General features: G+C 54.6%; 22 protein-coding genes. 19 read left to right on the forward strand and 3 right to left on the reverse strand.

Annotated elements, in window-relative coordinates; translation table 11 throughout:
- Both glyA and ABDW13_RS19900 read left to right on the forward strand, forming a co-directional pair.
- A partial coding sequence (gene glyA, locus ABDW13_RS19895; RefSeq protein WP_343554269.1) for a serine hydroxymethyltransferase occupies positions 1-1,244 on the forward strand: 1,244 nt, incomplete at its 5' end.
- A gap of 130 nt (positions 1,245-1,374) precedes the next feature.
- Positions 1,375-2,514 (forward strand): 3-phenylpropionate MFS transporter, encoded by a 1,140-nt coding sequence (locus ABDW13_RS19900; protein ID WP_343554270.1) that lies wholly within the window; start codon positions 1,375-1,377, stop codon positions 2,512-2,514.
- Here ABDW13_RS19900 and csiE read toward each other — a convergent pair.
- Positions 2,511-3,779 (reverse strand): stationary phase inducible protein CsiE, encoded by a 1,269-nt coding sequence (csiE, locus tag ABDW13_RS19905; RefSeq protein ID WP_343554271.1) that lies wholly within the window; start codon positions 3,777-3,779, stop codon positions 2,511-2,513. The genes ABDW13_RS19900 and csiE overlap by 4 nt on opposite strands.
- A 155-nt stretch (positions 3,780-3,934) precedes the next feature.
- Between csiE and ABDW13_RS19910 the strand changes: the two genes are divergently transcribed.
- Positions 3,935-4,561, forward strand: coding sequence for a DUF1007 family protein (locus ABDW13_RS19910; protein WP_343554272.1), 627 nt, complete (start codon positions 3,935-3,937; stop codon positions 4,559-4,561).
- Positions 4,552-5,532 (forward strand): nickel/cobalt transporter, encoded by a 981-nt coding sequence (locus tag ABDW13_RS19915; RefSeq protein WP_343554273.1) that lies wholly within the window; start codon positions 4,552-4,554, stop codon positions 5,530-5,532. The genes ABDW13_RS19910 and ABDW13_RS19915 overlap by 10 nt, the downstream gene beginning before the upstream one ends.
- A 40-nt stretch (positions 5,533-5,572) precedes the next feature.
- Here the strand turns inward: ABDW13_RS19915 and suhB are convergent, their stop codons facing one another.
- Complete coding sequence (gene suhB / locus ABDW13_RS19920) at positions 5,573-6,376, reverse strand: inositol-1-monophosphatase (protein WP_343554274.1); 804 nt, start codon at positions 6,374-6,376, stop codon at positions 5,573-5,575.
- A gap of 120 nt (positions 6,377-6,496) precedes the next feature.
- On the opposite strand from suhB, the gene trmJ reads away from it, so the two are divergent.
- The 5 genes from trmJ to sseB all read left to right on the forward strand — a co-directional run bounded on the left by trmJ (position 6,497) and on the right by sseB (position 11,292).
- On the forward strand, positions 6,497-7,240 hold the full coding sequence (trmJ, locus tag ABDW13_RS19925; RefSeq protein ID WP_343554275.1) for a tRNA (cytosine(32)/uridine(32)-2'-O)-methyltransferase TrmJ: 744 nt from the start codon (positions 6,497-6,499) through the stop codon (positions 7,238-7,240).
- Positions 7,241-7,375: 135 nt separating this feature from the next.
- The gene (iscR, locus tag ABDW13_RS19930) at positions 7,376-7,873 is read left to right on the forward strand and encodes a Fe-S cluster assembly transcriptional regulator IscR (protein WP_343554276.1); all 498 of its coding nucleotides are present in this window, start codon (positions 7,376-7,378) and stop codon (positions 7,871-7,873) included.
- Positions 7,874-7,961: 88 nt separating this feature from the next.
- Positions 7,962-9,128 carry an IscS subfamily cysteine desulfurase gene (locus tag ABDW13_RS19935; protein ID WP_343554277.1) on the forward strand — a complete coding sequence of 389 codons (1,167 nt, stop codon included), beginning with the start codon at positions 7,962-7,964 and terminating at the stop codon, positions 9,126-9,128.
- A 62-nt stretch (positions 9,129-9,190) separates the two neighbouring features.
- Positions 9,191-10,477: an aminopeptidase PepB gene (gene pepB / locus ABDW13_RS19940; RefSeq protein ID WP_343554278.1), complete on the forward strand. Its 1,287-nt coding sequence runs from the start codon at positions 9,191-9,193 to the stop codon at positions 10,475-10,477.
- A gap of 47 nt (positions 10,478-10,524) precedes the next feature.
- Complete coding sequence (gene sseB / locus ABDW13_RS19945) at positions 10,525-11,292, forward strand: enhanced serine sensitivity protein SseB (protein WP_343554279.1); 768 nt, start codon at positions 10,525-10,527, stop codon at positions 11,290-11,292.
- 49 nt (positions 11,293-11,341) lie between these two features.
- Here sseB and sseA read toward each other — a convergent pair whose 3' ends face one another.
- Positions 11,342-12,184, reverse strand: a complete 843-nt coding sequence (sseA, locus tag ABDW13_RS19950) for a 3-mercaptopyruvate sulfurtransferase (protein ID WP_343554280.1) — start codon at positions 12,182-12,184, stop codon at positions 11,342-11,344.
- Positions 12,185-12,335: 151 nt separating this feature from the next.
- On the opposite strand from sseA, the gene ABDW13_RS19955 reads away from it, so the two are divergent.
- From ABDW13_RS19955 to ABDW13_RS20000, 10 genes are all read left to right on the forward strand, one after another.
- Positions 12,336-17,216 carry an alpha-2-macroglobulin gene (locus ABDW13_RS19955; RefSeq protein ID WP_343554281.1) on the forward strand — a complete coding sequence of 1,627 codons (4,881 nt, stop codon included), beginning with the start codon at positions 12,336-12,338 and terminating at the stop codon, positions 17,214-17,216.
- A gap of 6 nt (positions 17,217-17,222) precedes the next feature.
- Positions 17,223-19,547: a peptidoglycan glycosyltransferase PbpC gene (pbpC, locus tag ABDW13_RS19960; protein ID WP_343554282.1), complete on the forward strand. Its 2,325-nt coding sequence runs from the start codon at positions 17,223-17,225 to the stop codon at positions 19,545-19,547.
- Positions 19,548-19,713: 166 nt separating this feature from the next.
- Positions 19,714-20,145: a nucleoside-diphosphate kinase gene (gene ndk, locus ABDW13_RS19965; RefSeq protein ID WP_013510085.1), complete on the forward strand. Its 432-nt coding sequence runs from the start codon at positions 19,714-19,716 to the stop codon at positions 20,143-20,145.
- Positions 20,146-20,332: 187 nt separating this feature from the next.
- Positions 20,333-21,502: a bifunctional tRNA (adenosine(37)-C2)-methyltransferase TrmG/ribosomal RNA large subunit methyltransferase RlmN gene (locus tag ABDW13_RS19970; protein WP_343554283.1), complete on the forward strand. Its 1,170-nt coding sequence runs from the start codon at positions 20,333-20,335 to the stop codon at positions 21,500-21,502.
- A 75-nt stretch (positions 21,503-21,577) separates the two neighbouring features.
- A complete protein-coding gene (pilW, locus tag ABDW13_RS19975) occupies positions 21,578-22,312 on the forward strand; it encodes a type IV pilus biogenesis/stability protein PilW (protein ID WP_343554284.1) in 735 nt (244 codons plus the stop codon).
- On the forward strand, positions 22,302-23,327 hold the full coding sequence (rodZ, locus tag ABDW13_RS19980; protein ID WP_343554285.1) for a cytoskeleton protein RodZ: 1,026 nt from the start codon (positions 22,302-22,304) through the stop codon (positions 23,325-23,327). The genes pilW and rodZ overlap by 11 nt, the downstream gene beginning before the upstream one ends.
- A 38-nt stretch (positions 23,328-23,365) precedes the next feature.
- On the forward strand, positions 23,366-24,487 hold the full coding sequence (ispG, locus tag ABDW13_RS19985; protein WP_007884889.1) for a flavodoxin-dependent (E)-4-hydroxy-3-methylbut-2-enyl-diphosphate synthase: 1,122 nt from the start codon (positions 23,366-23,368) through the stop codon (positions 24,485-24,487).
- 105 nt (positions 24,488-24,592) lie between these two features.
- On the forward strand, positions 24,593-25,867 hold the full coding sequence (gene hisS / locus ABDW13_RS19990; RefSeq protein ID WP_343554286.1) for a histidine--tRNA ligase: 1,275 nt from the start codon (positions 24,593-24,595) through the stop codon (positions 25,865-25,867).
- 39 nt (positions 25,868-25,906) lie between these two features.
- A complete protein-coding gene (locus ABDW13_RS19995) occupies positions 25,907-26,524 on the forward strand; it encodes a YfgM family protein (RefSeq protein ID WP_343554287.1) in 618 nt (205 codons plus the stop codon).
- A gap of 19 nt (positions 26,525-26,543) precedes the next feature.
- On the forward strand, positions 26,544-26,648 hold a 105-nt coding region (locus tag ABDW13_RS20000; protein WP_343554288.1), incomplete at its 3' end, for a hypothetical protein.

Consider the following 26,648-nt stretch of genomic DNA (forward strand, 5'->3'; position numbering starts at 1 on the left):
GTGATATGAACATTGCCGATTATGATGCCGCGTTGTGGCAGGCTATGGAGCAAGAGAAAGTGCGTCAGGAAGAGCACATTGAACTGATTGCTTCTGAAAACTACACCAGCCCACGCGTAATGCAGGCGCAAGGTTCACAGCTCACCAACAAATATGCCGAAGGCTATCCGGGCAAACGCTATTACGGCGGATGCGAATACGTTGATATCGTTGAGCAGTTGGCGATCGACCGTGCGAAAGAGCTGTTCGGTGCTGATTTTGCTAACGTGCAGCCGCATTCAGGCTCTCAGGCAAACTTCGCGGTTTACACCGCTTTGCTGCAACCGGGCGACACCATTTTGGGCATGAATCTGGCGCACGGTGGTCACCTGACCCACGGTTCTCCGGTTAACCTGTCTGGCAAGCTGTATAACGTGATTCCTTACGGCATCGATGAAACCGGCAAAATCAACTACGACGAATTGGCTGAACTGGCGCAAACCCACAAGCCAAAAATGATCGTCGGTGGTTTCTCTGCTTACTCTGGCGTGTGCGACTGGGCCAAAATGCGTGAAATCGCTGATAGCGTTGGTGCGTACCTGTTCGTTGACATGGCGCATGTGGCTGGTCTGATTGCTGCAGATGTTTATCCAAATCCGGTTCCACATGCCCACATCGTCACTTCAACCACGCACAAAACCCTGGCGGGTCCACGTGGCGGTCTGATCCTGGCGAAAAACGGTGATGAAGAGCTGTATAAAAAACTGAACTCAGCGGTCTTCCCAGGTGGTCAGGGCGGTCCTTTGATGCACGTGATTGCAGGTAAAGCGGTAGCGTTCAAAGAAGCGATGGAGCCTGAGTTCAAAACTTATCAGCAGCAGGTTGCCAAGAACGCTAAAGCGATGGTGGAAGTTCTGCTGGAGCGCGGTTACAACATCGTTTCTGGTGGCACCTACAACCACCTGTTCCTGATCGATCTGGTGAGCAAAAACCTGACCGGTAAAGAAGCCGATGCCGCTCTGGGCCGCGCTAACATCACCGTGAACAAAAACAGCGTACCGCACGATCCGAAGAGCCCATTCGTGACCTCTGGTGTGCGTATCGGTACTCCAGCAGTAACGCGTCGTGGCTTTAAAGAAGCTGACGTGCGTGAACTGGCTGGCTGGATCGCTGACGTTCTGGACAACATCAACGACGAAGCGACCATCGAACGCACCAAGCAGAAAGTGCTGGATATTTGCAGCCGTCTGCCGGTTTACGCGTAACGTTTACGCATGCTGATGCAGCATTAAAAAAGGATGGCGCAAGCCATCCTTTTTTTATTGCCGCTACGACATTGCTCTGACAAAGTAGCGACCACTTGTGCTGCTGAGCAGCATTTTTGCTGGAGGGATTATGGCAATCGGATCGGCCAGATGGCTGGGATTAGGCTACTTCACGTACTTCTTTTGTTACGGCATTTACCTGCCTTTTTGGAGCGTTTGGCTGAAAGGCACCGGACTCGATGCCGAAAAAATTGGCCTGCTGCTCGGTTGTGGCATGGTGGCGCGCTTTGTCGGCAGTTTACTGATTGCCTCGCAGGTGAAAAATCCCTCACAGCTGATCACCGCATTGCGCCTGTTGGCGCTGATGACCTGTTTGTTCGCCATCGGATATTGGGTCGGACAACAGTGGATGTGGCTACTGTTGGTCATGGTGGGCTTCAACCTATTTTTCTCACCGCTGGTTCCACTGAGTGATGCGTTAGCGGCGACCTGGACGCAGCAAATTGGTCTGGCCTACGGCCCGGTGCGCTTATGGGGATCGCTGGCGTTTGTCATCAGCTCTGCATTAACCGGCATGCTGGTCAGTGCGTTTTCGTCGCAGGCGATTTTAGTGCTGTTGTCCTTCGGTGCGATCAGCATGTTAGCCGGAATGATGCTGACGCCCGCTACGCAACCGCAGGGCAGCGAACGGCAGACATCCACCGATGGCGGCTGGCAAGCGTGGCGCGTTTTATTGCGCGAAAACGCAGTATGGCGCTTTATGGTCTGCGTGACGTTGTTGCAAGGCGCGCACGCGGCTTACTACAGTTTCAGCGCCATTTGGTGGCAAGAAAGCGGCTACTCCGCATCGATAGTTGGCTATCTATGGTCATTGGGCGTGGTGGCTGAAATCATCGTGTTTGCCCTCAGTAGCCGACTGTTCCGCCGCTGGAGCGCGCGCGATCTGCTGTTGCTCTCCGGCGTGTGTGCGATTGTGCGCTGGACGTTACTGGGATTAAGCACCGCATTGCCACTGTTAATCGTGGCGCAGATTCTGCATTGCGGCAGTTTTACCGTCTGCCATTTGGCGGCGATGCGGTTTATCGCGGCACGCAAAGGTGCGGAAGTGATTCGCCTGCAATCTCTCTACTCGGCGTTGGCAATGGGCGGCGGAATTGCGGTAATGACGATGATTTGTGGCGTGCTGTTCGCTCATCTGCAAGGTCATCTGTTCTGGGTGATGGCTTGCGTCGCACTGCCTGCTTTGTTCCTGCGACCCCGCGCGGCTTAAGTTTCTAACAACTGACGAATACGCTGCTGCTGATGGTGACTCAGCGGCAGCTCCGCGTGAATCAGCGGTGGCGAAAACAGTGGCAATGAAATCGCATACGGCGTAATCACCAGCGCAATATCTCGCGGCGCGCCTTCACGCTGGAAGTGCAGAACATCCTGATAAGAGATGTTGATCGGCAACAGCGTCATTTCGCGCAGTTGCTGCTCCAGCAACTGTTCCAGCGCAGCATCTGCGCCGGTCAGCAGCAGAACCTGCTTTTCCTGCAATGCGCTCTCCTGCATCAACCAGGCACCAAACAGCACCGCCACCAAACTCACTTCTTCACTACTAAAACGTGTCGCAAACTCGCGGCAGAAATGCTCCAGTGCGCGTTCGGTGGTGCGTAGCAGCCGCGGATAAAGTCGCGCCACATCCAGCGCCACGCTGTTATCAATGCCGATGGAGAAATGGCTGCGATCCAGCGCCTGGGCTAAATGGGTAAATAATATGCTGGTGAGTTCTTGGCGATTTTTGAACTGCATCTGTGCCATTTGTTCAAAGTGGCTAACCAACGCTTCTACTGATTGCATCAGCTTAACCGCTTGCGGATGATCAAGTTGCGCAGCGTCCGGCGCATGAATCAGGCTGAACAGCAGCGTCCAGAAATCGGTTTCGCTGACGTCGGGCACTAAATGGCAACGTTTCTGCCAATGGTGAATCACGTCATCCGCCGCGCCACGCTCGAATTTCTCCGCTAACCAGCTACGCTGATCGGCATTGAAAAGGGCATTTTGTCGCTGACACAGGGCGTATTTCATGAAGATTTGCAGAAACAGGCGATCGCGCGGCGTGAAGTCGCGCGCCAGTCGCAAACTACAGTGTTGAATCAGCGCTTGCAGATTGGTTTCATCCCACAACGCTTTCTCGATTTTCAGCACTTTCAACCGCTGACGTAGTACCGGCGCAAAATGCTCGCAGACAAAATCCTGCGACAAGCGCAGTGCGCGTCGCAGCCAATGGATCAGGCATAGCCGCCTGTCCAGTTCCGTCCCATGAATGCGGAAGCTGCCATCTACCATCTGATGCAGTTCCAGTTGGTAGTAACGCTGTATCTCCTCCCCCACATCCGCGATATCCTGTCGGGCAACAACAGGCGCCACACCATTTAACTGGCAGAGCTTTTCAAGCGTCAACGCGGGAGCGGGCAGAAATAGCAGCAGTAACAGATGACAGCGACGCTGGGAACGGCTGAAGAGTGGTGCAGAAGAAGTTGCAGAACTCATCAAAGGTTTATCCGCAGGTCATTTTTGAGCTAAGAATAGCTAACTCCATGCGGTAACCTTGCACTTTGTCGTGACTTTTGTTCAGAGCTTTAGGGCGGGTCACAATTTTTCTGGACCACTCTACACTTCACTTTAAAATTGTTACTTTATAACACATGAAAATTGCACTCATTACCATTACGCTGTTGTTCAGCACGGCAGCCTGGTCACATCCGCACAGCTTTATTGATATGAAAACCGAGTTTATCAGTGAAAACGAGCATTTAAGCGGCATGAAAATGGTCTGGACCATGGATGAAATTACCTCGGCCGATCTGCTCTACGATGCAGGCAAAGCCAAGCCGGGCGATGTGGTATGGAAAAAGTTGGCGGCTCAAGTGATGGCGAACGTATTGGGGCAGCACTATTTCACCGAAGTGTGGCAGGACAAAAATCGGGTGAAGTTCCTCAATCTGCCGAAAGAGTACAACCTGTCGCGCAGCGGCAACAAAGCGGTGCTGGAGTTTATCGTGCCGCTCGGCGAGCCGCAGTCATTGAGCGCTAAGCAGTACCGAATTCAAACCTTTGATCCGAGCTATTTCGTGGATATGTATTACGACAACCCGCAGGCATTGACCATGGATGACAGCGTGAAAGCGCATTGCCAAATCGATCTGCACACGCCCAAGCCGGATGATTCGCTCAAGCAATATGCGCTCTCACTGGATAAAGCTGATGCGCCGCCGGAAGAAATGGATCTCGGCCAGCAATTCGCTCAAACGGTTACGCTGGCATGTCATTAAATTCCCTTCCTGCTGTTTCACGTCGCTTATGGCCGCTGTGGATTATGGCGGCGTTGCTGCTGCTGGCTGGCGTATTGCTGTGGCAGCATTGGTCGCAGATTTTGCTGCAAAGCGTGTTATGGCAAAAAGTTCTGAATCGCGAGATGACGCAACTGCTGCAGCAAGTCGCCGAACAACCGCAGCAGGCGGGCGCGACGTTGATGCTGTTCAGTCTGGCATATGGCGTGTTGCACGCGCTGGGGCCGGGACATGGCAAAGTGGTGATCAGTACTTTTCTCGCCACACATCCCGCCAAATTGAAAACCAGTATGAAACTGACGTTGCTGGCGGCGCTGCTGCAAGGTGGCGTGGCGATTGGATTGGTCACCCTGATGCTGGTGGTGCTGCAAACCTCTTCACGCCAGATGCACCTCGGCAGCTATTGGCTGGAGAAGGGCAGTTATCTGCTGGTGATGGCGCTGGGATGTTGGGTCGGTTGGCGAGCATTACGTACCTTGCGCCAATTATTGCGTCCCGCGCCGAAGATGCAGATTCATGCGCTTCGCCCGCATCATCAGCACGATGAACATTGCGGTTGCGGCCATGCGCATCTGCCGAGTGCCGCGCAAATGGATCAAGCCGTCAGCGGCAAAACTCAGGCGCTGGTGGTGTTCTCGATGGGACTGCGCCCTTGCTCTGGCGCAATCATGATGCTGCTGTTCGCCAAAGTGATTGGTGTGTATGCGTGGGGCGTGGCATCTGCGGTAGCGATGGCGATCGGCACGGCGTTGACGGTTTCGGCGATGGGCTTACTGGTACAACGTTCGCGTCGGCTGGCGGAAAAACTCGGCGCAGGCAATGGCAATTCACAGCGGGTGAAAATGCTGATGTCGTTGCTGGCGTTAGCCGGTGGTGCGTTGTTGGTACTGGCGGGAATGGTGCTGTGGCAAGCCGCGCGTCCGATGATGAGCAGCGGATTAAGACCGTTTTAAGACGAAAAAAAGGCGGATATCACATCCGCCATTTTCATGCTTAGCGCTTCAGCGCTTCGCTCAATTCTTCGCGCATGGTTGCCAGCATCGCTTTCACGACGCGTGGGTTACCGGCAACGATGTTACCTGACATCACGTAGCCGTGGTTGCCGGTAAAGTCAGTTACCAGACCGCCCGCTTCACGCACCAACAGTTCGCCAGCCGCAAAATCCCAAGGCTTCAAACCAATCTCGAAGAAACCATCAACGCGGCCCGCCGCGGTATAAGCCAGATCCAGCGCAGCTGAACCGGTGCGACGGAAATCTGCACACTGAGTGAACAGTTTGCCAACGATATTGATGTAAGGAGTTGCGTGCTGTTTCAGCTTGAACGGGAAACCGGTCGCCAGAATGGTGCCATCCAGATCGCGAGCAGTGCTGCCGCGCAGACGATAACCATTCAGCTGTGCGCCCTGACCACGTACCGCGGTGAACAGTTCATTGCGCATTGGATCGTAAACCACAGCGACTTCGGTGCGGCCTTTAACGCGCACAGCGATAGAAACTGAGAAGTGTGGCAGACGTTTGATGAAGTTGGTGGTGCCATCCAGCGGATCGATTACCCATTGAATGTCCTGATCTTCGCCCGCCAGTTCACCGCTTTCTTCGGTGATGATGGTGTGTTTCGGGTACGATTTACGAATTACTTCGATAATCAGACGTTCTGCGTCACGGTCAACATTGGTAACGAAGTCGTTGCTGCCTTTCTGGCTAGCTTCAACTGCGTCCGGGGTTTCATAATTCTTGGCAATTAAATTTCCGGCCTTGCGCGCTGCGCGCACGGCGATGTTGAGCATCGGATGCATCGGTATCTCTCGCTGGATGTTAAAGAACGGGGAAAACGGCGCGGAGTATATCAGTGTGTTCAGCAAATGTCCTCTTTTTATGTTAGGATGCGCGCCATCATTTCCTGACCGCCTCTAATTATGCTGCAAAATATCCGAATCGTACTGGTAGAAACTTCGCACACCGGCAACATGGGTTCTGTCGCGCGCGCCATGAAAACCATGGGCTTAACCAACCTCTATTTGGTGAACCCGCTGGTGAAACCTGATTCACAGGCTATCTCGCTCGCTGCCGGTGCCAGCGATGTGATCGGTAATGCACGCATTGTCGATACCATGGATGAAGCCATCGCTGGATGCAGTCTGGTGGTTGGTACCAGCGCACGTTCGCGTTCGCTGCCTTGGCCAATGCTCAATTCACGTGAATGTGGCGTGAAAAGCGTGGAAGAGGGCCAGCAAGCACCGGTGGCACTGGTGTTTGGTCGCGAACGTGTTGGCCTGACCAACGAAGAGTTGCAGAAGTGTCATTATCACGTGGCGATTCAAGCCAATCCGGAATACAGCTCGCTGAACCTGGCGATGGCAGTACAGATCATCGCTTATGAAGTGCGCATGGCATGGCTGGATGCACAAGAGAAAGCGGCGCCAACCGCCGAGCCTGAAGAGTCGCCGTATCCGCTGGTGGACGATCTAGAGCGCTTCTATCAGCACATCGAGCAGATGATGCTGAACAGCGGCTTTATCCGCGAAGGTACGCCGAGCCAGGTGATGAGCAAATTGCGTCGTTTATACACGCGTGCACGTCCAGAGCGCGATGAACTGAACATCCTACGCGGCATGATGGCTTCGTTCGAAAAGCGCAAAGGAAATGGGGATAATAGTTGAGTAAAACGCTTGGTTAAATAGTTGAGCAAATTACTCGGTTAAATAGTTGACCGTTTTACTCAGGAATGTCAGACTGCATCCAATTCATCAGATAACCCGCCGATAACCGGACGGACGCTTACGAGGTTGTATGCTATGAGACTGACATCCAAAGGACGTTATGCCGTAACCGCTATGCTGGACGTTGCACTGCACTCGAATGAGGGCCCGGTGCCGCTAGCTGACATTTCTGAGCGTCAGGGCATTTCGCTCTCCTATCTGGAGCAGTTATTCTCGCGTCTGCGTAAGCATGGCTTAGTCGCTAGCGTGCGTGGTCCAGGTGGCGGTTATCTGTTAGGCAAAGAATCCAGCGCGATTGCAGTGGGCGCGGTTATTACCGCCGTTGACGAATCTGTCGACGCTACCAAATGCCAGGGCAAAGAAGGCTGCCAAGGCGGCGAGCGTTGCCTGACTCACGTCTTGTGGCGTGATCTGAGCGAGCGCATCAGCGACTTCCTCAATAACATCACGTTGGCGGAACTGGTCAACAATCAAGAAATCCTCGAAGTCGCCGATCGTCAGAACACTGTCGATAACCGTCGCTTCCAGCAGCATCGTGTGCAAGAAACCATCAACGTTAATCTGCGCGCTTAATCTGTTCTCCTTCGGCCTTTCCTGTTCATACGGGAAAGGTCGAATGTGCTATAAAGACGTATGATTTTTTATACGGAGTTGTAGCGCAATGAAATTACCGATTTACCTGGATTACGCGGCCACCACGCCTGCCGATCCGCGTGTCGCCACCAAAATGATGCAATGCCTCACCTTGGATGGCACCTTCGGTAACCCCGCTTCCCGTTCTCACCGTTTTGGCTGGCAGGCTGAAGAAGCCGTTGATGTCGCTCGCAATCAAATTGCTGAGCTGGTCAATGCCGATCCGCGTGAAATCGTCTTTACTTCCGGCGCCACCGAAGCTGACAACCTGGCAATCAAAGGTGCAGCTCAATTCCATCAGGCGCGCGGTAAACACATCATCACCAGCCAAACCGAACATAAAGCGGTGCTCGACAGTTGCTTGCAGCTGGAGCGCGAAGGCTTTGATGTCACCTTTTTACAGCCTGGCAGCGACGGCATTGTTACGCCGCAGATGCTGGAATCCGCTTTACGCGAAGACACCGTGCTGGTGTCGCTGATGCACGTCAACAATGAAACCGGTGTGATTCAGGACATCGCCGCACTTGGCGCGCTGTGTCGTGCGCGCGACATTTTGTTTCACGTCGATGCCACGCAAAGCGTTGGCAAATTGCCGCTCGATGTCAGCACGCTACCAGTGGATTTGATGTCATTTTCGGCGCACAAACTTTATGGCCCGAAAGGCATTGGCGCGCTGTGGGTGCGTCGCAAACCAAAACTGCAAATTGATGCACAGATGCATGGCGGCGGGCACGAACGCGGCATGCGTTCTGGTACCTTGCCGGTTCATCAGATCGTCGGCATGGGCGAAGCCTATCGCATCGCACGTGAAGAGATGAGCACGGAAATGGCGCGTCTGGCTGAACTGCGCTTGCGTCTGTGGCAGGGCATCAATAAATTAGGCCAGGTAAATCTCAACGGTTCGCTGGAGCAGGGCGCGCCGAACATCCTGAATATCAGTTTTGCCCAGGTCGATGGCGAATCACTGATCATGGCGCTGAAAGATTTGGCGCTGTCGTCTGGTTCGGCTTGTACCTCGGCTAGCCTCGAACCCTCTTATGTATTGCGCGCGATGGGCGTTGAGCAGGAGCTGGCACACAGTTCGCTGCGTTTCTCGCTCGGACGCTTCACCACAGCAGAGGAAATTGACTACGCTATTGAGCTGGTTAACAAAGCGGTAACGCGTTTGCGCGCTTTATCGCCTGCGACCCGCTAAATCTTGCACCCCTTGCGCCGGTTCTGGCGCAAGGTGACACCTAACGCAAACGGAGCCACGCGATGACAACACAACCGATGACAATTACGCTCAGCTCCCAGGCCGCCGATGCGCGCTGGGGTGAGAAAGCGTTGCTGAGCAGCAATGACAGTGGCATGACCGTTCACCTGACTGGCGCAGATGCGCTGATGAGCATCCAGCGCGCGGGGCGTAAGCTGGACGGCCAGGGCATTCGCCATGTGGCATTAAGCGGCGAAGGCTGGGATTTGGAAAAATGCTGGGCATTCTGGCAAGGCTATCGCAGCCCGAAAGGCCAGCGCCAGGTTGAATGGCCAGAACTGAATGAAGCCGATCAAGCCGAATTTGATCGTCGTCTGAAGATCGTCGATTGGGTGCGCGACACCATCAACTTGCCGGCTGAAGATCTTAGCCCAGAGCAGCTGGCGCACAACGCGGTGGATCTGATCAACGAAGTGGGCGGCAAAGCGGTGAGCTATCGCATTACCAAAGGCGAAGATCTGCGCGAGCAAGGTTATGCTGGCATTCACACGGTTGGTCGTGGTTCGTCACGCGTTCCGGTATTTTTGGCGCTGGATTTCAACCCAACCGGTGACGAAAATGCGCCGGTTTATGCCTGTCTGGTAGGTAAAGGCATCACCTTTGATACCGGCGGTTACAGCCTGAAGCAGAGCGCCTTTATGGACTCAATGAAGTCCGACATGGGTGGCGCGGCGACCTTGACCGGCGCATTGGCGCTGGCGATTTCGCGCGGCCTCAACAAGCGCGTAAAACTGTTCCTGTGCTGCGCCGACAACATGGTCAGCGGTAACGCGTTCCGTCTCGGTGACATCATTCGCTATCGCAACGGCAAAACCGTTGAAGTGATGAACACCGATGCCGAAGGCCGTTTAGTGCTGGCTGATGGTCTGATCGATGCCAGCGAGCAGAACCCAGAATTACTGATTGATGCCGCCACCTTAACCGGTGCAGCGAAAACCGCGTTGGGCAACGATTACCACGCGTTGTTTACCTTTGATGATGTGCTGGCGGAATCACTGTTGGGTAGCGCAACTGGTGAAAACGAAGCTTTCTGGCGCTTGCCACTGGCCGAGTTCCATCGCAGCCATTTGCCATCCAACTTCGCCGATCTGAACAATATCGCCAGCCCGTCGCACCCCGCCGGTGCCAGCAGCGCAGCAGCGTTCCTGTCGTATTTCGTCAGCAAATATCAGCAAGGCTGGCTGCACATTGACTGCTCAGCCACCTATCGTAAAGGCGCGGTCGATCAGTGGTCTGCTGGCGCAACCGGTTTGGGTGTGCGCACAGTCGCTAATCTGTTACTGAAATAGTCCTCATCACGGCAGGCGTCGGCCTGCCACTTTTTTGGAAGTGATAAATGAGTAACCGTCTTGAAGAGGTGCTGAAACTGGCCGCCACTGAGCCTGCGCACCGCCCGGAATTTTTCCAACTGCTGCTGGAAGCGGACGTTTGGGTGCCGGGCGAAAGTCCTGCTGAACAGTTTGATGCCACTTCGCCAGTGGAATTGCAGCACTGGGAAAAAGAGGGCGGCGGCAGCGTAATTCCGTTCTTCACATCAGAAGAAGCGATGGGCGAGGCGATCAAAGATGAACAGCCTTATCTGCGCATGCCGGTGCGTACGCTGTTTGAAATCACTCAAGGCGAAACGCTGTTCCTCAATCCGAAATTGCCTGCGGGCAAAGAGTTTTCGCCGGGTGAAATTGCCCATTTGATTGGCGAAGAGGGCAGCGCACTGAGTCAGCAAACCGTGCTGGAAGGCGGCCAGGCGCTGCTATTATCTGAAGTGGCTGAACCGCCTGCGCAAATGGTTGATTCGCTTACTCAGCTGTTTGCCAAATACAAACAGGTGCGTCGCGCCTATATCGCCAGCATTCGTGAAAACGCCAATGAAGAGCCGAACCTGCTGATTGGTATTGAAGCGGACAGTGATATTGATGAGATCATTCAGGCGGCAGGTGGGGTTGCTACGGATACGCTGGCGGATGACGCGCCAATTGATATCTGTGAAGTGGTGAATGAAGATCGCGGCGTTAGCCATTTCTTCACCGCCCACATCACGCCATTCTACGAACGTCGCTGGGGCAGTTTCCTGCGCGATTTCAAAGGCAGTCAGCGGATTATTTAATCAAAAACGGTCGCCATTTTTGGCGACCGTTTCGTTCATCCCGCGTAGCTTATGGTTTCCCAATCGGCAAATCGTCGCGGCTGCCCCATTCGCCCCACGAACCGTCGTACAGCGTCACATCGCGCACGCCCAGCGACGTCAACGCCAGAATCACCACCACTGCTGTTACGCCAGAACCGCAACTGGCCACGATCGGCTGATCCAATTTCACGCCCGCTTGTGCAAACAGATCACGCAATTCTGCTGCCGGTTTGAGTTCACCGTTCACCACCAAACTGTTCCACGGCACGTTGAGGCTATGCGGGATATGCCCGCGCAATAAGCCGGGACGCGGTTCATCCACTTCGGCGTTGAAACGGTTGGCGGCACGCGCATCCACGATCTGCGCGCCACCTTCGTGGCTGATCAGCAAGACATCGTTAAGGCGTTTAACTTGTGTGTGATCATAGCTGGCTTCAAATTCGCCTTCTGGCAGGCTAACCGGGCCGGTTTCGGTATCAAATCCTGCGGCTTTCCAACCTTGCAATCCACCGGCCAAAATCGACACATTCGCGCAACCGAAGGCGCGCAGCATCCACCATGCGCGTGGTGCTGAGAACAAATTGCCTTCGTCATAGACCACCAGATGTTTATCCTGATTCACACCCAGTTCGCGCATCGCTACAGCGAAAGATTCTGCACGCGGCATCATGTGTGGATAGGGGCTGGTGTGATCAGACAAGGCTTCGATGTCGAAGAACGGCGCATTTGGCAGATGACCCGCCAGATATTCTGCCTTTATATCGCGCACCGTTTCCTGACCCGGCGGCAACATCCGCGCATCTAAAACTTGCAACGTTTCTTCGTTGTAATGTTCATTCAACCATTCAGCGGACACAAACATGGCTGTCATAGCAACCTCTTCTCAGCAAACGGGAAACGTCCAGTGTCCGGGAATGTGAACGCTATCTCAAGGGCATGATTGCTAAAGTTGGTGGCTTGAGGTGAAATTGCGCAACTTAGCACTCCAATACTCTAAATCTGGGACTGGTGAGGGATTTACCATGGCAAAAACGATTAATCGACTGCTGCTCAGCATGGTGATCGGCGGGGCGTTGCTAAACAGCGTTTCTCTGCACGCGGCGGACACGCCGGCGGCGGTAGTGAAGCAGCAAACGCTGGATGTTATCGACCTGTCTGAATTGCAACTTGATGGCGCCGCCGCACTGGTGCTGACATTCAACGCGCCGCTGGATAACAAACAAGATTTTGCCTCGCGGGTGAAAATCATCGACGACAAAAGCGGCAACGTAGATGGTGCCTGGGAGCTGGCGCAAAACGGTAAAGTTCTGCGTTTTCGTCATCCGGAACCTTCACGCAAACTGACTATTACCGCTGACGCCAGCCTGCAAGCCGCGGATGGCAGCACCTTATCTAAGCCTTTTAGCCAAACCCTCACTACGCGCGATATCCAGCCGATGGTCGGTTTCGCCAGCCGCGGTTCATTACTGCCGTTGCGCCTGACGCAAGGCTTACCGGTGCTGGCGTTGAATGTGAATAACGTCGACGTCGATTTCTTCCGGGTTAAAAGTGCCGCATTAGCGGATTTCCTTGCCCAGTGGAATTACGGCAACAATATGTCGTACTGGGAATCGCGCGAACTGTTGAAAAATGCCGACTTGGTTTACAGCGGACGTTTCGATCTCAATCCTGCCCGTAATACCCGCGAAAAAATGCAGTTGCCATTGGGTGATGTTGATGCGCTGCAAAAGCCCGGCGTCTATTTGGCGGTGATGAAACAGGCCGGAACCTACAACTACACGCAACCGGCGACACTGTTCACTTTGAGCGACATTGGTTTGTCGCTGCATCAGTTCCCGGATCAACTTGAACTGTTTGCGCAAAGTCTCGCCAGTGGCGCACCGCTTGATGATGTGAACGTGCAACTGCTGGATGAGAAGGGCAAACAACTGGCGAGCGGCAGCAGCGACAATAACGGTCACCTGCGTTTACCGGCTAATGCTAAAGGAAAACTGCTGCTGGCGACACAAAAGGGCCAAACGTCGCTGATCGATCTTAACCGCCCAGCGCTGGATCTGGCTGAGTTTCCGATTGATGGCCCGCAAGGCTACGACAAGCAATTCTTCGTGTTTGGCCCGCGCGATCTCTATCGTCCGGGCGAAACGGTGATCGTCAACGCGCTGTTGCGTGATGCCGATGGCAAACCGTTACCTGCGCAACCGGTGAAAGCCGAAGTGGTGCAACCGAATGGTGAAGTGACGCAAACTTTTGTCTGGCAGCCTGAAAATGGCGTTTATCAACAACGCTTTGCTTTGCCCGCTTCAGCAATGACGGGCGAATGGACGCTGCGTATTAACAGTGGCGACAATCAGCCACGCAGCTGGCCGTTCCACGTCGAAGATTTTCTGCCGGAGCGTATGGCGTTGTCGCTGAATAGCAACGCGCAGCCGCTGGCACCGGATGCGGATGTCACCTTTGATATTGAAGGTCGATATCTTTACGGTGCGCCTGCTTCAGGCAACGAGCTGCAAGGGCAGCTGTTCCTGCGTCCGGCGCGTGAGGCGGTCGCTGCGCTGCCGGGCTATCAATTTGGCGACATCACCGAAGACCTGAAACGTTCACTGGATGATGTGGATGAAAAGCTCGACGACAGCGGCAAGTTGCAACTCAATGTTGAAAGCAGCTGGAAGGAGAGTCATTCGCCACTCAATTTGATCCTGCAAGCCAGCCTGCTCGAAACCGGCGGTCGTCCGGTGACGCGCCGCGTAACACAAGCGATTTGGCCTGCACCCGCTTTGCCAGCGATTCGTCCATTATTCAACAGCGAATCGGTGTACGACTATCGCAGCGATCGTTATCACGATGAGCCGACAGTACCGGAAAACAGTCTCGCCGAATTCGACGTGGTGTTTGCCAACAGCCAGGGAGAAAAGCTGGCTGCACAGGATCTGGATGTACGCCTGATTCACGAACGCCGTGACTATTACTGGAGTTTCTCCGACAGCGAAGGCTGGCAATCGCGCTTCGATCAAAAAGATCTGCAAGAAGAGCAGCAGCGCATCACTATCCACGCGGGTGGCAGTCAGAAAGTCAGCTTCCCGGTTGAGTGGGGCACCTATCGTTTAGAAGTGCATGCCGGTGACAACATCGTCAGCAGCGTACGCTTCCAGGCCGGTTATTGGTGGCAGGACAACACCAACGGCACAGGCGCGCTACGTCCGGATCAGGTCAAACTCAAAATCGATAAAACCGCTTATCAAGCGGGCGATACCGCACATGTGAAAGTCGAATCACCAGCGGCCGGCAAAGGCTATTTGATGGTGGAATCCAGCACGGGCACCTTATGGTGGCAACCGCTGGATGTACCAGCCGGAGGCGCAACCATTGATGTGCCGATCAGCGACAGCTGGCAGCGCCACGATCTCTATCTCAGCGCCATTGTGGTGCGTGACGGCGACAAAACCAGCGGTACCACGCCGAAACGTGCGGTTGGCTTGTTGCATTTGCCGATGGCGACGGAAGCGCGTCGCCTTGGGCTGACCATCGATGCGCCCGATAAAATCCGTCCTGAGCAAACCTTAAAAGTGAAGGTCAAAGCCAGCCGCGACGGCGGCGCATTGCCGCAGCAGGTTCAGGTGTTGCTCTCTGCTGTGGACAGCGGCGTGCTCAACATCACCGATTACAAAACGCCGAATCCGTGGGAGGCGTTTTTTGGTCGTAAGCGTTACAACGCCGATCAATACGATGTATTTGGTCAGTTGATCGAAGGCGGCGGCAAACTTGCAGCGCTGCGCTTTGGTGGTGACGGCGATGACAGCGATGCGTTGTCGCGCGGCGGCAAAAAACCGGTGACGGACGTGCAGATCGTGGCCGAGCAATTGCAAGCCGTCACGCTGGATGCCAACGGCGAAGGTACGCTGGAACTGCCGATTCCGACCTTCAACGGTGAACTGCGTTTGATGGCGCAAGTGTGGAGCGACGACAGCTTTGGATCGGCCGATCGTAAGCTGGTGGTAGCCGCGCCGTTGATCAGCGAACTGGCGACACCGCGTTTCCTTGCTAGCGGCGATCAAGCCACGCTGGCGCTGGATCTTACCAACCTCACCGATCAAGCGCAGACGTTAAAAATCAATGTCGCTGCCAGCGGGCAGATCGCGCTGAACGGGCAGGTTCCAGCCAGCGTGCAGTTAGCAAAAGGCGCGCGCACCACGTTGCCAATCCCGGTTAAAGCTCAAGGCGGCTTTGGCGACGGCGATGTACAGGTAAAGGTCTCCGGCATGAGTTTGCCGGGTGAAACTCTGGCTCCCAGCGAGCGTACATGGAAAATTGGGGTGCGTCCGCCCTATCCGGCACAAACGCTGAGTTTCGATAACGTGATGCAAACCGGTCAAAGCTGGCAGGTGATGGCAAGCGCCTTTAACGGCTTGCAGCCCGACACCCTGAACGGACAGCTTTCTCTGAGTAATCGACCGCCGCTGAATATCGCCAACTTTATCAGCTCGCTGTATGCCTATCCGTATGGTTGTCTCGAACAGACGACAAGCGGTATTTGGCCGTCGGTGTTCACCAATCATGCACAGCTCACGGCAATGGGCATCAAAACCAGCAGCGACGAAGCGCGTCGCGCCTCGATTGATACCGGCATCGCACGTTTAGCGGGCATGCAGCGTGGCAACGGCAGTTTTGGTCTGTGGAGCAAAGAGAGCGAGGAAGAGTTCTGGCTAACTGCTTACGTCACGGATTTCCTGCTGCGCGCCAGTGAAGCCGGTTACAGCATTCCGGAGGGTGTCATCAGCCGTGCCGATGAACGCTTGCTGCGCTATTTACAGGATCCGGCGCAGATTGAAACCAGCTGGAGCAGCGATGCTGATGGCTTACGTTTTAGCGTGCAAGCTTACGCTGGATTGGTGCTAGCGCGTCAGCAGCAAGCGCCGCTGGGTGCACTGCGCGCGTTGTATGAAAAACGTGAGCAGGCCAAATCGGGTCTGGCGCTGGTGCAACTTGGCGTAGCGCTGAAGCTGATGGGCGATCAACAACGCGCGCAATTGGCGCTGGCGCAAGGCATTGGGCTGGAGCGCAAACCTAACAGCTGGCTTGGCGATTACGGCAGTCCGGTGCGTGATCGCGCATTGATATTGTCGCTGCTGACGGAAAACCAACTGCTGGCAGAGATGCAAGGCCCGCTGTTGATTGAGCTGGCAAAAGTGGTGCATGGACAACGCTGGTTCTCCACTCAAGAGAACAACGCCTTGTTCCTCGCCGCTCGCACCTTGCAACAGCATAAAGGTGAAAACTGGCAGGCGACACTGCAAGGCAAATCAGAACCGCTGAGCAGCAACCAGATGCTGAATATCGGCATTGATGAACAACAGTTGCGACAAGGCCTGTCGGTGAAAAGCGACAACGCATCGCCGCTTTACGGCACGCTGAATGTGGTCGGTTATCCACGCACGGCACCGTCGCCAATCAGCAACGTACTGAAAATCAGCCGTGAATATTTCACGTTGGATGGCAAACCGGCCGACCTTACCAATCTGAAAAGCGGTGAGCTGTTAGTGGTGCGTTTGAAAGTGGCGGCCAGCGAACGCGTCAGCGATGCGCTGGTGGTTGATCTGCTGCCTGCCGGGCTTGAACTGGAGAACCAAAATCTCAGCGACAGCAGCGCCAGTTTAGGCGACAGCGCCGATGCGTTGAAAGAGAGCATGATGGATATGCAGCAGGCCAATATTAAGCACATCGAATTCCGCGATGATCGCTTTGTGGCCGCGCTGGCGCTAGATGGTTATACGCCGGGCACCTTGCTGTATCTGGCGCGCGCCGTAACGCCAGGCAGTTATCGCTTGCCGCCGCCGCAGGTGGAATCGATGTACGTGCCGGAGTGGCGGGCGATTGGTAGCACATCAGAAAAAATCAATGTGCGTTAAGCATTGATGAAGCTAGCGATAAAACTAAAGCGGTGGCGCTGGCTGCCGCTTTTTTTACTGCTGTTTTTGGCTGCGTTGTGGCTATTGGATCGCCTGTCGCCGCTGCCGTTACAGGAAATGCAACCAGCACGGGTGGTGGTGGCGGAAGATGGCACGCCGCTGTGGCGTTTTGCCGATAAACAAGGCGTGTGGCGCTATCCGGTGACGCTGGACGACGTATCGCCAGCCTACATCGAGGCATTGCTTACCTATGAAGATCGCTGGTTTTGGTATCACCCCGGCATCAATCCCATGGCGGTGGTGCGTGCTGTTGGGCAAAACGTATTGCATCACGGCATTGTCTCCGGTGGCAGCACGCTCACCATGCAGGTGGCGCGGCTGATCGATCCGCAACCACGCACCTTGCGCGGCAAAGTGGTGCAAGCCTGGCGCGCGCTGCAACTCGAATATCACCTTTCCAAGCGCGACATTCTTACGCTGTACCTTAATAGTGCGCCGTTTGGCGGCACGGTTGAAGGCGTGGGCGCGGCAAGTTGGATGTGGCTGGGCAAACCACCTTCGCAACTCACTAAAGGCGAAGCGGCGTTGTTGGCGGTATTGCCTCAGGCACCAAGTCGTCTGCGGCCCGATCGCTGGCCACAACGCGCCGAAGTCGCTCGCAATAAGGTATTGGATCGACTGGCGGAATATCAGGTTTGGTCCGCGCAGGATGTCGCCGATATCAAACAGGAGAGCGTGTGGCTGCCGCCGCGCCAGATGCCACAACGTGCGCCGCTGCTGGCTCGACGTTTGTTGTCGCTGTCGCCCGACAATAAAATCACCTCAACCATTGATCTGTCGCTACAGCGCGAATTGGAGAATTTAGCCGCGTCGCTAAAAAGCAACCTGCCGCCGCGTACCTCGATGGCATTGTTGGTGGTGGATCATCAAAGCATGAAAGTGCGCGGTTACGTTGGATCGGTGGATTTTAATGACGACAGCCGTTTTGGGCATGTCGATATGATCTCCAGCGTGCGATCGCCCGGATCGGTACTGAAGCCATTTGTTTATGGCATGGCGCTGGATGATGGGCTGATTCACGGCGAATCCCTGCTGCAAGATGTGCCGCGTCGTTTTGGCGATTATCGTCCCGGCAATTTTGATTCCGGATTTCACGGCCCGGTCAGTGCCAGTGAGGCGCTGGAGCGATCGTTAAATCTGCCAGCGGTGCAGCTGCTGGATGCACTCGGGCCAAAAACGGTGGCGGCACGCTTGCGTAACGTCGGGTTAAATCTGCGTTTCCCGGCGGGATCCGAACCCAATTTGTCGCTGGTGCTCGGTGGCACCGGCGCGCGTCTTGACGACATCGTCGCGGCTTACAGTGCTTTCGCCCGGCAAGGCAATGCCGCGCAGCTGCGTTGGTTGGCAACGCAGCCGTTGCAGCAAAGGCCGCTGTTGTCGCCGGGTGCCGCATGGATCGTGCGGCGTATTTTGGCCGGTGAAGCGCAGCCTTCTGCCAGCGGCACGGTGGCTGATATTGTGCCGCTAGCGTGGAAAACCGGCACCAGTTATGGCTATCGCGATGCGTGGACGATTGGCATCACGCCACGTTATCTCATCGGCGTGTGGGTCGGGCGGCCCGATGCTACGCCGGTTGCCGGGCAGTTTGGTTTTGCTTCAGCAGTACCGGTGATGAATCAGGTCAACAATATCCTCGCTGGGCATATGCCCATCACTGGCGCGCCGCGCGATCCGCGTCCGGCATCCGTTAGCGCAATGAGTATCTGCTGGCCCGGCGGTCAGCCGTTGCCAATCGGCGACGATAACTGTCGTCAACGACGTCAAAGTTGGGTATTGAATCAAACCGTGCCGCCAACGCTGTTGGCGCCGGGACAGGAAAGCGTCAGCGGTTTACGTCAGCGTTATTGGCAAAACAGCCAGGGATTGCGTGTGGCGGCAGATTGTCCTGATGCGCAAAGTCATGAGCGAATGATGTGGCCGTTGCCGTTAGAACCCTGGCTGCCGGTGGCGGAACGGCGTGCGCAACGCTTACCGGCGATCGATCCGTCTTGCCCACCGCTCAATCAAGGCAACGCGCCGCCGATGGTGATTACCGGCGTAATTAATGGTCAGCATGTGCAGCCGCTGCCGGGCAAAGTGGTATTAGTGATGCCGGTGGCGGTGCAAGGTGGGCAAGGTGAACAACGCTGGTGGTTTTTGAATGGCAAACCTATCGAACAAGATGCGGGGAAAAGTAGCGCGGCATTAGTGCTGGATGAACCGGGCCAATATCAACTGGTGGTAATGGATGAAGCTGGGCAATTGTCATCGGTGGCATTTAGCCGAAATTGAGTCCGTGTATGGCATATTTTTTGCGTGTTTGCCCCGACAAAAATCAATTATTTTCAATAATTCCACCAATCGCCAATAGGCAACGCGCCATGATGTCCCTATAATCGGCGCGTTTTCTTACCGGGAGGAACTCCCGGATTCTTCAGGATGCTAACTAGAGGTCAACATGGCAATCGAACGTACTTTCTCAATCGTGAAACCAAACGCCGTCGCTAAGAACGTGATTGGTGCTATCTACAACCGTTTTGAAAGCGCGGGCTTCAAAATCGTTGGCGCGAAAATGCTGCATCTGACCAAAGAGCAGGCTGAAGGCTTCTACGCTGAGCACAAAGGTCGTCCATTCTTTGATGGTCTGGTTGAATTCATGACTTCTGGTCCAGTTGTGGTTTCTGTACTGGAAGGCGAAAACGCCGTTCAGCGTCACCGTGATCTGATGGGTGCAACTAACCCAGACAACGCGTTGGCAGGTACTCTGCGTGCTGACTACGCTGACAGCTTCACTGAGAACGCAACCCACGGTTCTGATTCAACTGAATCTGCAGCACGTGAAATCGCTTACTTCTTCGCTGAAAACGAAGTCTGCCCACGCACTCGCTAAGTGCGTTGATGCCTAAGCGGACACGCGTGTTTACAGCTTTTCAACAACTGTAGGCGCTTCCCCCTGGCATCATGCAGCAGATGTAGTACAATTATGCGCCCTTGTTGAGCCAGTCTCAGCGAGGGCGCAGTTTTTTATCTACTATTAACCAGAGCCGTAACGTGTAACAACGAGGCCAGAGAATATTATGTCCGAACAGATTGTGACGCCGTCGTCCGCTTCCCCCGTGGTTGTTTCCCCAAAAAACGAAAAAATTAACCTGCTGGATCTTAACCGTCAGCAGATGCGCGAATTCTTTCTTGATATGGGCGAAAAGCCGTTCCGTGCCGATCAGGTCATGAAGTGGATGTATCACTACTGCTGCGATGATTTCGAGCAGATGACTGATATCAATAAAGTACTGCGCGGCAAATTGATGCAGCGCGCTGAAATCCGTGCACCGGAAGTGGCGGAAGAGATGCGTTCCAGCGATGGCACCATCAAATGGGCGATTCGTGTTGGCGACCAATTGGTTGAAACCGTGTATATCCCGGAAGCCGATCGTGCAACGCTGTGCGTCTCCTCGCAGGTCGGTTGTGCGCTGGAGTGCAAATTCTGTTCGACTGCGCAGCAGGGCTTTAACCGCAACCTGCGCGTATCCGAAATTATTGGTCAGGTATGGCGCGCCGCGAAAATCATTGGTGCCGCAAAAATCACTGGTCAGCGCCCGATCACCAACGTGGTGATGATGGGTATGGGCGAGCCGCTGCTCAACTTGAACAATGTGGTGCCAGCAATGGATATCATGCTGGATGACTTCGGTTTCGGCCTGTCAAAACGCCGTGTCACGCTGTCGACTTCAGGTGTGGTTCCGGCTCTGGATAAGCTGGGCGACATGATTGATGTGGCACTGGCGATCTCGCTGCATGCACCTAACGATGCCATTCGTGACGAAATCGTGCCGATCAACAAGAAGTACAACATCGAGACGTTTCTTGCCGCGGTTAAGCGTTACATTGGCAAATCCAATGCCAATCAGGGCCGCGTGACCATTGAGTATGTGATGCTGGATCACGTCAATGACAGCACTGATAACGCGCACGAACTGGCGGCGTTGCTGAAAGATACGCCGTGCAAAATCAACCTGATTCCGTGGAACCCGTTCCCGGGCGCGCCGTATGGCCGCAGCTCGAACAGTCGCATCGACCGTTTCTCTAAAGTGTTGATGGATTACGGTTTCACCACCATCGTGCGTAAAACCCGTGGCGACGATATTGATGCCGCTTGTGGTCAGTTGGCGGGCGATGTGATTGACCGTACCAAACGCACGCTGCGGAAGAAAATGGCCGGCGAAGCCATCTCTGTGAAGGCGCTCTGAAACTCTGCGCCTGGTGATATTCACCGGGCATAACTCATGTCAGTCTCTCCGCACAATTTTTATGGAGAGACTGAAATGCGTAAGGGATTATTCGCGGCGATGTTGGCCAGCTTAGTTGTAACCGGTTGTGTCACTCATCCAGTCCGACAAAGCGCGGCAGATATCCGTTTGCAGCTAGGTTTACAGTATCTGGCAGTGAAAGATTATGCCGCCGCGCAGCGCAATTTGTTGCGTGCGCAGCAGGCTGCGCCAGATGATTATCGTGTGCCATTGGCGCTAGCACGTGTGGCGCTGGCACAGCAAAATCACGCGCAAACGCGCGGCCATTTTCAACGTGCGCAGCAGTTAGCGCCACTCAATGGCTATGTGGCTAACAATTACGGTGCGTTTCTTTGCGGTTTAAGGCAGTATGACGAAGCGCATCAACAGTTTAAGCTGGCAATTGAAGCGCAGGAAATCGAGGCTCGTCAGGATGCATTTCTGTTTTCGGGCTATTGTTACCTGCAAGCTGATGAGAGTGCCGCAGCGCGCGAGCAGTTAAGTTACGCGCTGGATGCCGCACCTGAGCAGGGCAAGCAACTGCTGAGGGAAGTGGAAAGGCGGCTTGAACAGCAGGAACAGAACTCGGTTCCGCTGCTTTTAGAAGTGTACCATCAGCATTTGCCGGCAACGGCAGACAGCACATGGTTACAGATACGTTTCGCCGCGCAACAGGGAAACGCTGCTGACGTTACACGTTATGGCGACCGGTTGGCGCGAAGTTTTCCACAATCGATACAGTACCAGCGTTATTTAGCTAATGAATACTGAAGCCACTCAAGAGAATTCTGCAGTACATTCCACAGGTGAACGCCTGCGTCTGGCCCGTGAGCAGATGGGGCTGACCCAGCAAAACGTCGCTGAACGCCTGTGCCTGAAACTTTCTACCGTGCGTGATATTGAAGAGGACAAATCACCTGCTGATTTAGCTTCGACTTTCCTGCGCGGCTACATTCGCTCTTATGCCCGTTTGGTGCATGTGCCAGAGGATGATCTGTTGCCGATGATGGCAAAGCAGGCTCCTGTGCGCGCAGCCAAGATCGAGCCAATGCAGAGCTTCTCATTGGGTAAGCGTCGTAAAAAGCGTGATGGCTGGCTGATGATTTTCACCTGGTTGGTGATCTTCGTCGTGGTTGGCTTAACCGGTGCGTGGTGGTGGCAGAACCATAAAGCCTCGCAGGCCGATCTGGTGAACATGGCCGACCAAAACGGCAGCGGTGGCGACAGCCAATCTATTCCGTTGGGTGAAAACAGCAGCGACAGCAATAGCGATGCGGATAGTAACGCTGCGGGCACGCCAGTGGATAACGGTGCCGGTGCAGTTGCTACACCAAACGCTAGCACGCCAGCAAACAGCGCGCCTGCTGCAAACAACAATGCTCCTGCGGCAACCAACGGCAGCGACAATGCCGTGGTTTCACCAAGCCAGGCGCCAATTGATAATGCGCCGCCTGCGGCGACTTCTCCAGCACCGGCGAACAGCGTACCAGCCGGCCAAATGCCGACGGCTAATGCGGCAGTCAGCCAGCCAGCGGGTGATCCGAATGCGGTGGTGATGAACTTCAAAGCCGACTGCTGGCTGGAAGTGACCGATGCGACCGGCAAAAAGTTGTTCAGTGGTTTGCAACGTAGCGGCGGTAAGCTGAGTTTGTCCGGTACGGCTCCGTATCGTCTGAAAATTGGCGCACCGAGTGCGGTTGACGTGCAATATCAGAATCAGCCAGTTGATTTAAGTCGCTTTATCCGTAATAACCAGGTTGCCCGTCTGACGCTGGGTGCGCAATAACGCGCAGCGCGCTTTCCGGGTAATTGTGGAGAGAGAATATGCATAACGAAGCACCCATCATCCGTCGCAAATCAACACGGATTTACGTCGGCAAGGTGCCAGTTGGCGATGGTGCGCCCATCGCCGTTCAGTCAATGACCAACACCCGTACCACTGATGTGGACGCGACCGTCAACCAGATTCGCCAGCTTGAGCGTGTCGGGGTTGATATTGTTCGCGTATCCGTGCCAACCATGGATGCGGCTGAAGCCTTCAAACTGATTAAGCAACAGGTCAACGTGCCGCTCGTCGCGGACATTCACTTTGACTATCGCATCGCCTTGAAAGTGGCCGAATATGGCGTCGATTGCCTGCGTATCAACCCAGGCAACATCGGCAATAATGAGCGTATCCGCCAGGTAGTGGATTGCGCGCGCCATTACAACATTCCGATCCGTATCGGCGTCAACGCCGGTTCACTGGAAAAAGATCTGCAGGAAAAATACGGTGAGCCAACGCCACAAGCGCTGCTCGAATCCGCTATGCGCCATGTGGATCACCTCGATCGCCTCAACTTTGATCAATTCAAAGTCAGTGTTAAAGCTTCCGACGTTTTCCTCGCCGTTGAATCTTATCGTCTGCTGGCGAAAGCCATCGATCAGCCGTTGCATTTAGGTATCACCGAAGCCGGTGGTGCGCGTGCCGGTTCGGTTAAATCAGCCATTGGTTTAGGTTTGCTGTTGGCCGAAGGCATCGGCGATACGCTGCGTATTTCACTGGCTGCCGATCCGGTTGAAGAAGTGAAGGTCGGCTACGACATCCTCAAATCTCTGCGCATTCGCTCACGTGGCATCAACTTTATTGCCTGCCCGACCTGTTCGCGTCAGGAATTTGATGTCATCGGCACGGTGAATGCATTGGAAGAGCGTCTGGAAGACATCATCACGCCAATGGATATCTCCATTATCGGCTGCGTGGTAAATGGTCCCGGTGAAGCTACGGTGTCAACGCTCGGCGTAACCGGCGGTGCGAAGAAAAGTGGCTTCTATGAAGATGGCGTACGCCAGCGCGATCGTCTGGATAACAATGACATGATCGACCAGCTGGAAGCGCGTATCCGCGCCAAGGCGACCATGCTGGATGAAAGCCGCCGTATCAACGTGCAACAGCTGGAAAAATAAAAGCGGTGCGCGCCTGTCGCGTGCCAGTTTGTGATTGAACCTGTGCGGTTTCATCCTCATAAGGTATGATGCCGGACAGGTTTTTTTGTCTTAAGAGATTCTAACGTGGCGAAGAATATTCAAGCGATTCGCGGGATGAACGATTATCTGCCGGCGGATACCGCGATTTGGCAGCGTATTGAAGGCACCCTCAAGCAGGTTTTGGCCAGCTACGGCTACAGTGAAATCCGTCTGCCAATCGTTGAGCATACCCCGTTGTTCAGCCGCGCCATCGGTGAAGTTACCGACGTGGTTGAAAAAGAGATGTACACCTTCGAAGACCGCAACGGCGAAAGCCTGACGCTGCGCCCGGAAGGCACCGCAGGTTGTGTGCGCGCCGGTATCGAACATGGTTTGCTCTACAATCAGGAGCAGCGTCTGTGGTACACCGGACCGATGTTCCGTTATGAGCGTCCGCAGAAAGGTCGTTATCGCCAGTTCCACCAGATGGGTGTCGAAGTGTTTGGTCTGCAAGGCCCTGACGTTGATGCTGAGCTGATCATGATGACCGCACGTTGGTGGAAAGCACTGGGTATCGCCGATCACGTCGAGCTGGAATTGAACTCAATTGGTTCATTGGACGCGCGTGCCAATTACCGCAGCGCGCTGGTCGCGTTCCTTGAGCAACATCAGGACGTGCTGGACGAAGATTGCAAACGCCGCATGTATACCAATCCACTGCGCGTGCTCGACAGCAAAAATCCTGATATCCAGAAACTGCTCAACGATGCGCCAACGCTCGGTGAATTCCTCGATGAAGAGTCGCGTGAACACTTCAGCGGATTGTGCGCCATGTTGGATGACGCCGGTATCAAATACCGTATCAACCAACGTCTGGTGCGCGGCCTCGATTACTACAACCGCACCGTATTCGAATGGGTGACCAGCAGCCTCGGCTCGCAGGGTACTGTTTGTGGCGGAGGACGTTACGATGGCTTAGTTGAACAGCTCGGCGGTCGTGCGACGCCAGCGGTCGGTTTTGCTATGGGCATGGAACGTTTGGTGTTACTGGTGCAAGCGGTTAATCCAGAATTTGAACCGACGAGCATTGTTGATGTCTATGTTATCGCTTCGGGGCAGGGCGTTCAGTCCGCCGCGATGCAACTGGCGGAAAAACTGCGTGATGCTGATCCAGCATTGAAGCTGATGACCAACTTCGGTGGCGGCAACTTCAAGAAGCAGTTTACCCGTGCAGACAAGTGGGGCGCACGCATTGCGCTGGTGCTGGGCGAAGATGAAATGAAAGCGGGCCAGGTTGTGGTGAAAGACTTGCGTACCGGCGATCAACAAACGCTGGCTCAGAGCGACGCCGCTGCGACGTTGCGCACGCTGCTGCAGTAAGCGCAGCACTGCAACAGCCATATTAAAGAGAGGGATTGCGTGGAAGTTTACAGCAACGAAAACGAACAAGTTGACGCGCTGCGTCAGTTCTTTGCCAACAATGGCAAATTTCTGGCCGTTGGCGTAATCATCGGTATCGCTGCGCTGGGTGGCTGGCGTTTCTGGTCCAGCCATCAGGAAGGAACAGATAAAGCGGCATCAGCTGAATATCAGAAGCTGACCAGCGCTATGCAGGCCAATCAGCCGCAAACGCTGGAAGCCGTGGCTAAATTCGCCAGCGAAAACAGCAACACTTACGGTGCACTGGCCTCGTTGGATCTGGCTAAGCAGTACGTTGAAGCCAATCAGTTAGATAAAGCCATTGCTCTGTTACAGAGTGGATTGAAAGATACCAAAGATGCCAACTTGCAGGCGGTGATTAACCTGCGTCTGGCACGCATTCAATTGCAGCAAAGTCAGGCCGATGCCGCACTTTCTACGCTTAACAATGTTAAGGGGGATGGCTGGACAGCCATTGTGGCGGATATTCGTGGTGAAGCACTGCTGAGCAAAGGCGACAAGCAGGGCGCACGCGATGCCTGGAGCAAAGGTGCTGAATCGCAGGCTTCTCCTGCGCTGAAGCAAATGCTGCAGATGAAGATGAATAACTTAAGCTAAGCCAGTCAAGAGAGCGCACATGGAATTACGTAAATACCTGCTGCCAGGGCTGATTTCAGTCACTCTGCTCAGCGGTTGCTCGCTGTTCAGCGGCGAAGAAGATGTAGTGAAAATGGCCCCGCTG

It is taken from the genome of Pantoea sp. (genome assembly GCF_039594315.1).
In the GTDB taxonomy this organism is placed as follows: domain Bacteria; phylum Pseudomonadota; class Gammaproteobacteria; order Enterobacterales; family Enterobacteriaceae; genus Pantoea.

What these genes read in the sequence shown, in the direction of transcription:
- ABDW13_RS19900 (WP_343554270.1), top strand. Translation starts at nt 1,375, where the DNA reads ATGGCAATCGGATCGGCCAGATGGCTGGGATTAGGCTACTTCACGTAC.
- csiE (WP_343554271.1), bottom strand. Translation starts at nt 3,779, where the DNA reads ATGAGTTCTGCAACTTCTTCTGCACCACTCTTCAGCCGTTCCCAGCGT.
- ABDW13_RS19910 (WP_343554272.1), top strand. Translation starts at nt 3,935, where the DNA reads ATGAAAATTGCACTCATTACCATTACGCTGTTGTTCAGCACGGCAGCC.
- ABDW13_RS19915 (WP_343554273.1), top strand. Translation starts at nt 4,552, where the DNA reads ATGTCATTAAATTCCCTTCCTGCTGTTTCACGTCGCTTATGGCCGCTG.
- suhB (WP_343554274.1), bottom strand. Translation starts at nt 6,376, where the DNA reads ATGCATCCGATGCTCAACATCGCCGTGCGCGCAGCGCGCAAGGCCGGA.
- trmJ (WP_343554275.1), top strand. Translation starts at nt 6,497, where the DNA reads ATGCTGCAAAATATCCGAATCGTACTGGTAGAAACTTCGCACACCGGC.
- iscR (WP_343554276.1), top strand. Translation starts at nt 7,376, where the DNA reads ATGAGACTGACATCCAAAGGACGTTATGCCGTAACCGCTATGCTGGAC.
- ABDW13_RS19935 (WP_343554277.1), top strand. Translation starts at nt 7,962, where the DNA reads ATGAAATTACCGATTTACCTGGATTACGCGGCCACCACGCCTGCCGAT.
- pepB (WP_343554278.1), top strand. Translation starts at nt 9,191, where the DNA reads ATGACAACACAACCGATGACAATTACGCTCAGCTCCCAGGCCGCCGAT.
- sseB (WP_343554279.1), top strand. Translation starts at nt 10,525, where the DNA reads ATGAGTAACCGTCTTGAAGAGGTGCTGAAACTGGCCGCCACTGAGCCT.
- sseA (WP_343554280.1), bottom strand. Translation starts at nt 12,184, where the DNA reads ATGACAGCCATGTTTGTGTCCGCTGAATGGTTGAATGAACATTACAAC.
- ABDW13_RS19955 (WP_343554281.1), top strand. Translation starts at nt 12,336, where the DNA reads ATGGCAAAAACGATTAATCGACTGCTGCTCAGCATGGTGATCGGCGGG.
- pbpC (WP_343554282.1), top strand. Translation starts at nt 17,223, where the DNA reads ATGAAGCTAGCGATAAAACTAAAGCGGTGGCGCTGGCTGCCGCTTTTT.
- ndk (WP_013510085.1), top strand. Translation starts at nt 19,714, where the DNA reads ATGGCAATCGAACGTACTTTCTCAATCGTGAAACCAAACGCCGTCGCT.
- ABDW13_RS19970 (WP_343554283.1), top strand. Translation starts at nt 20,333, where the DNA reads ATGTCCGAACAGATTGTGACGCCGTCGTCCGCTTCCCCCGTGGTTGTT.
- pilW (WP_343554284.1), top strand. Translation starts at nt 21,578, where the DNA reads ATGCGTAAGGGATTATTCGCGGCGATGTTGGCCAGCTTAGTTGTAACC.
- rodZ (WP_343554285.1), top strand. Translation starts at nt 22,302, where the DNA reads ATGAATACTGAAGCCACTCAAGAGAATTCTGCAGTACATTCCACAGGT.
- ispG (WP_007884889.1), top strand. Translation starts at nt 23,366, where the DNA reads ATGCATAACGAAGCACCCATCATCCGTCGCAAATCAACACGGATTTAC.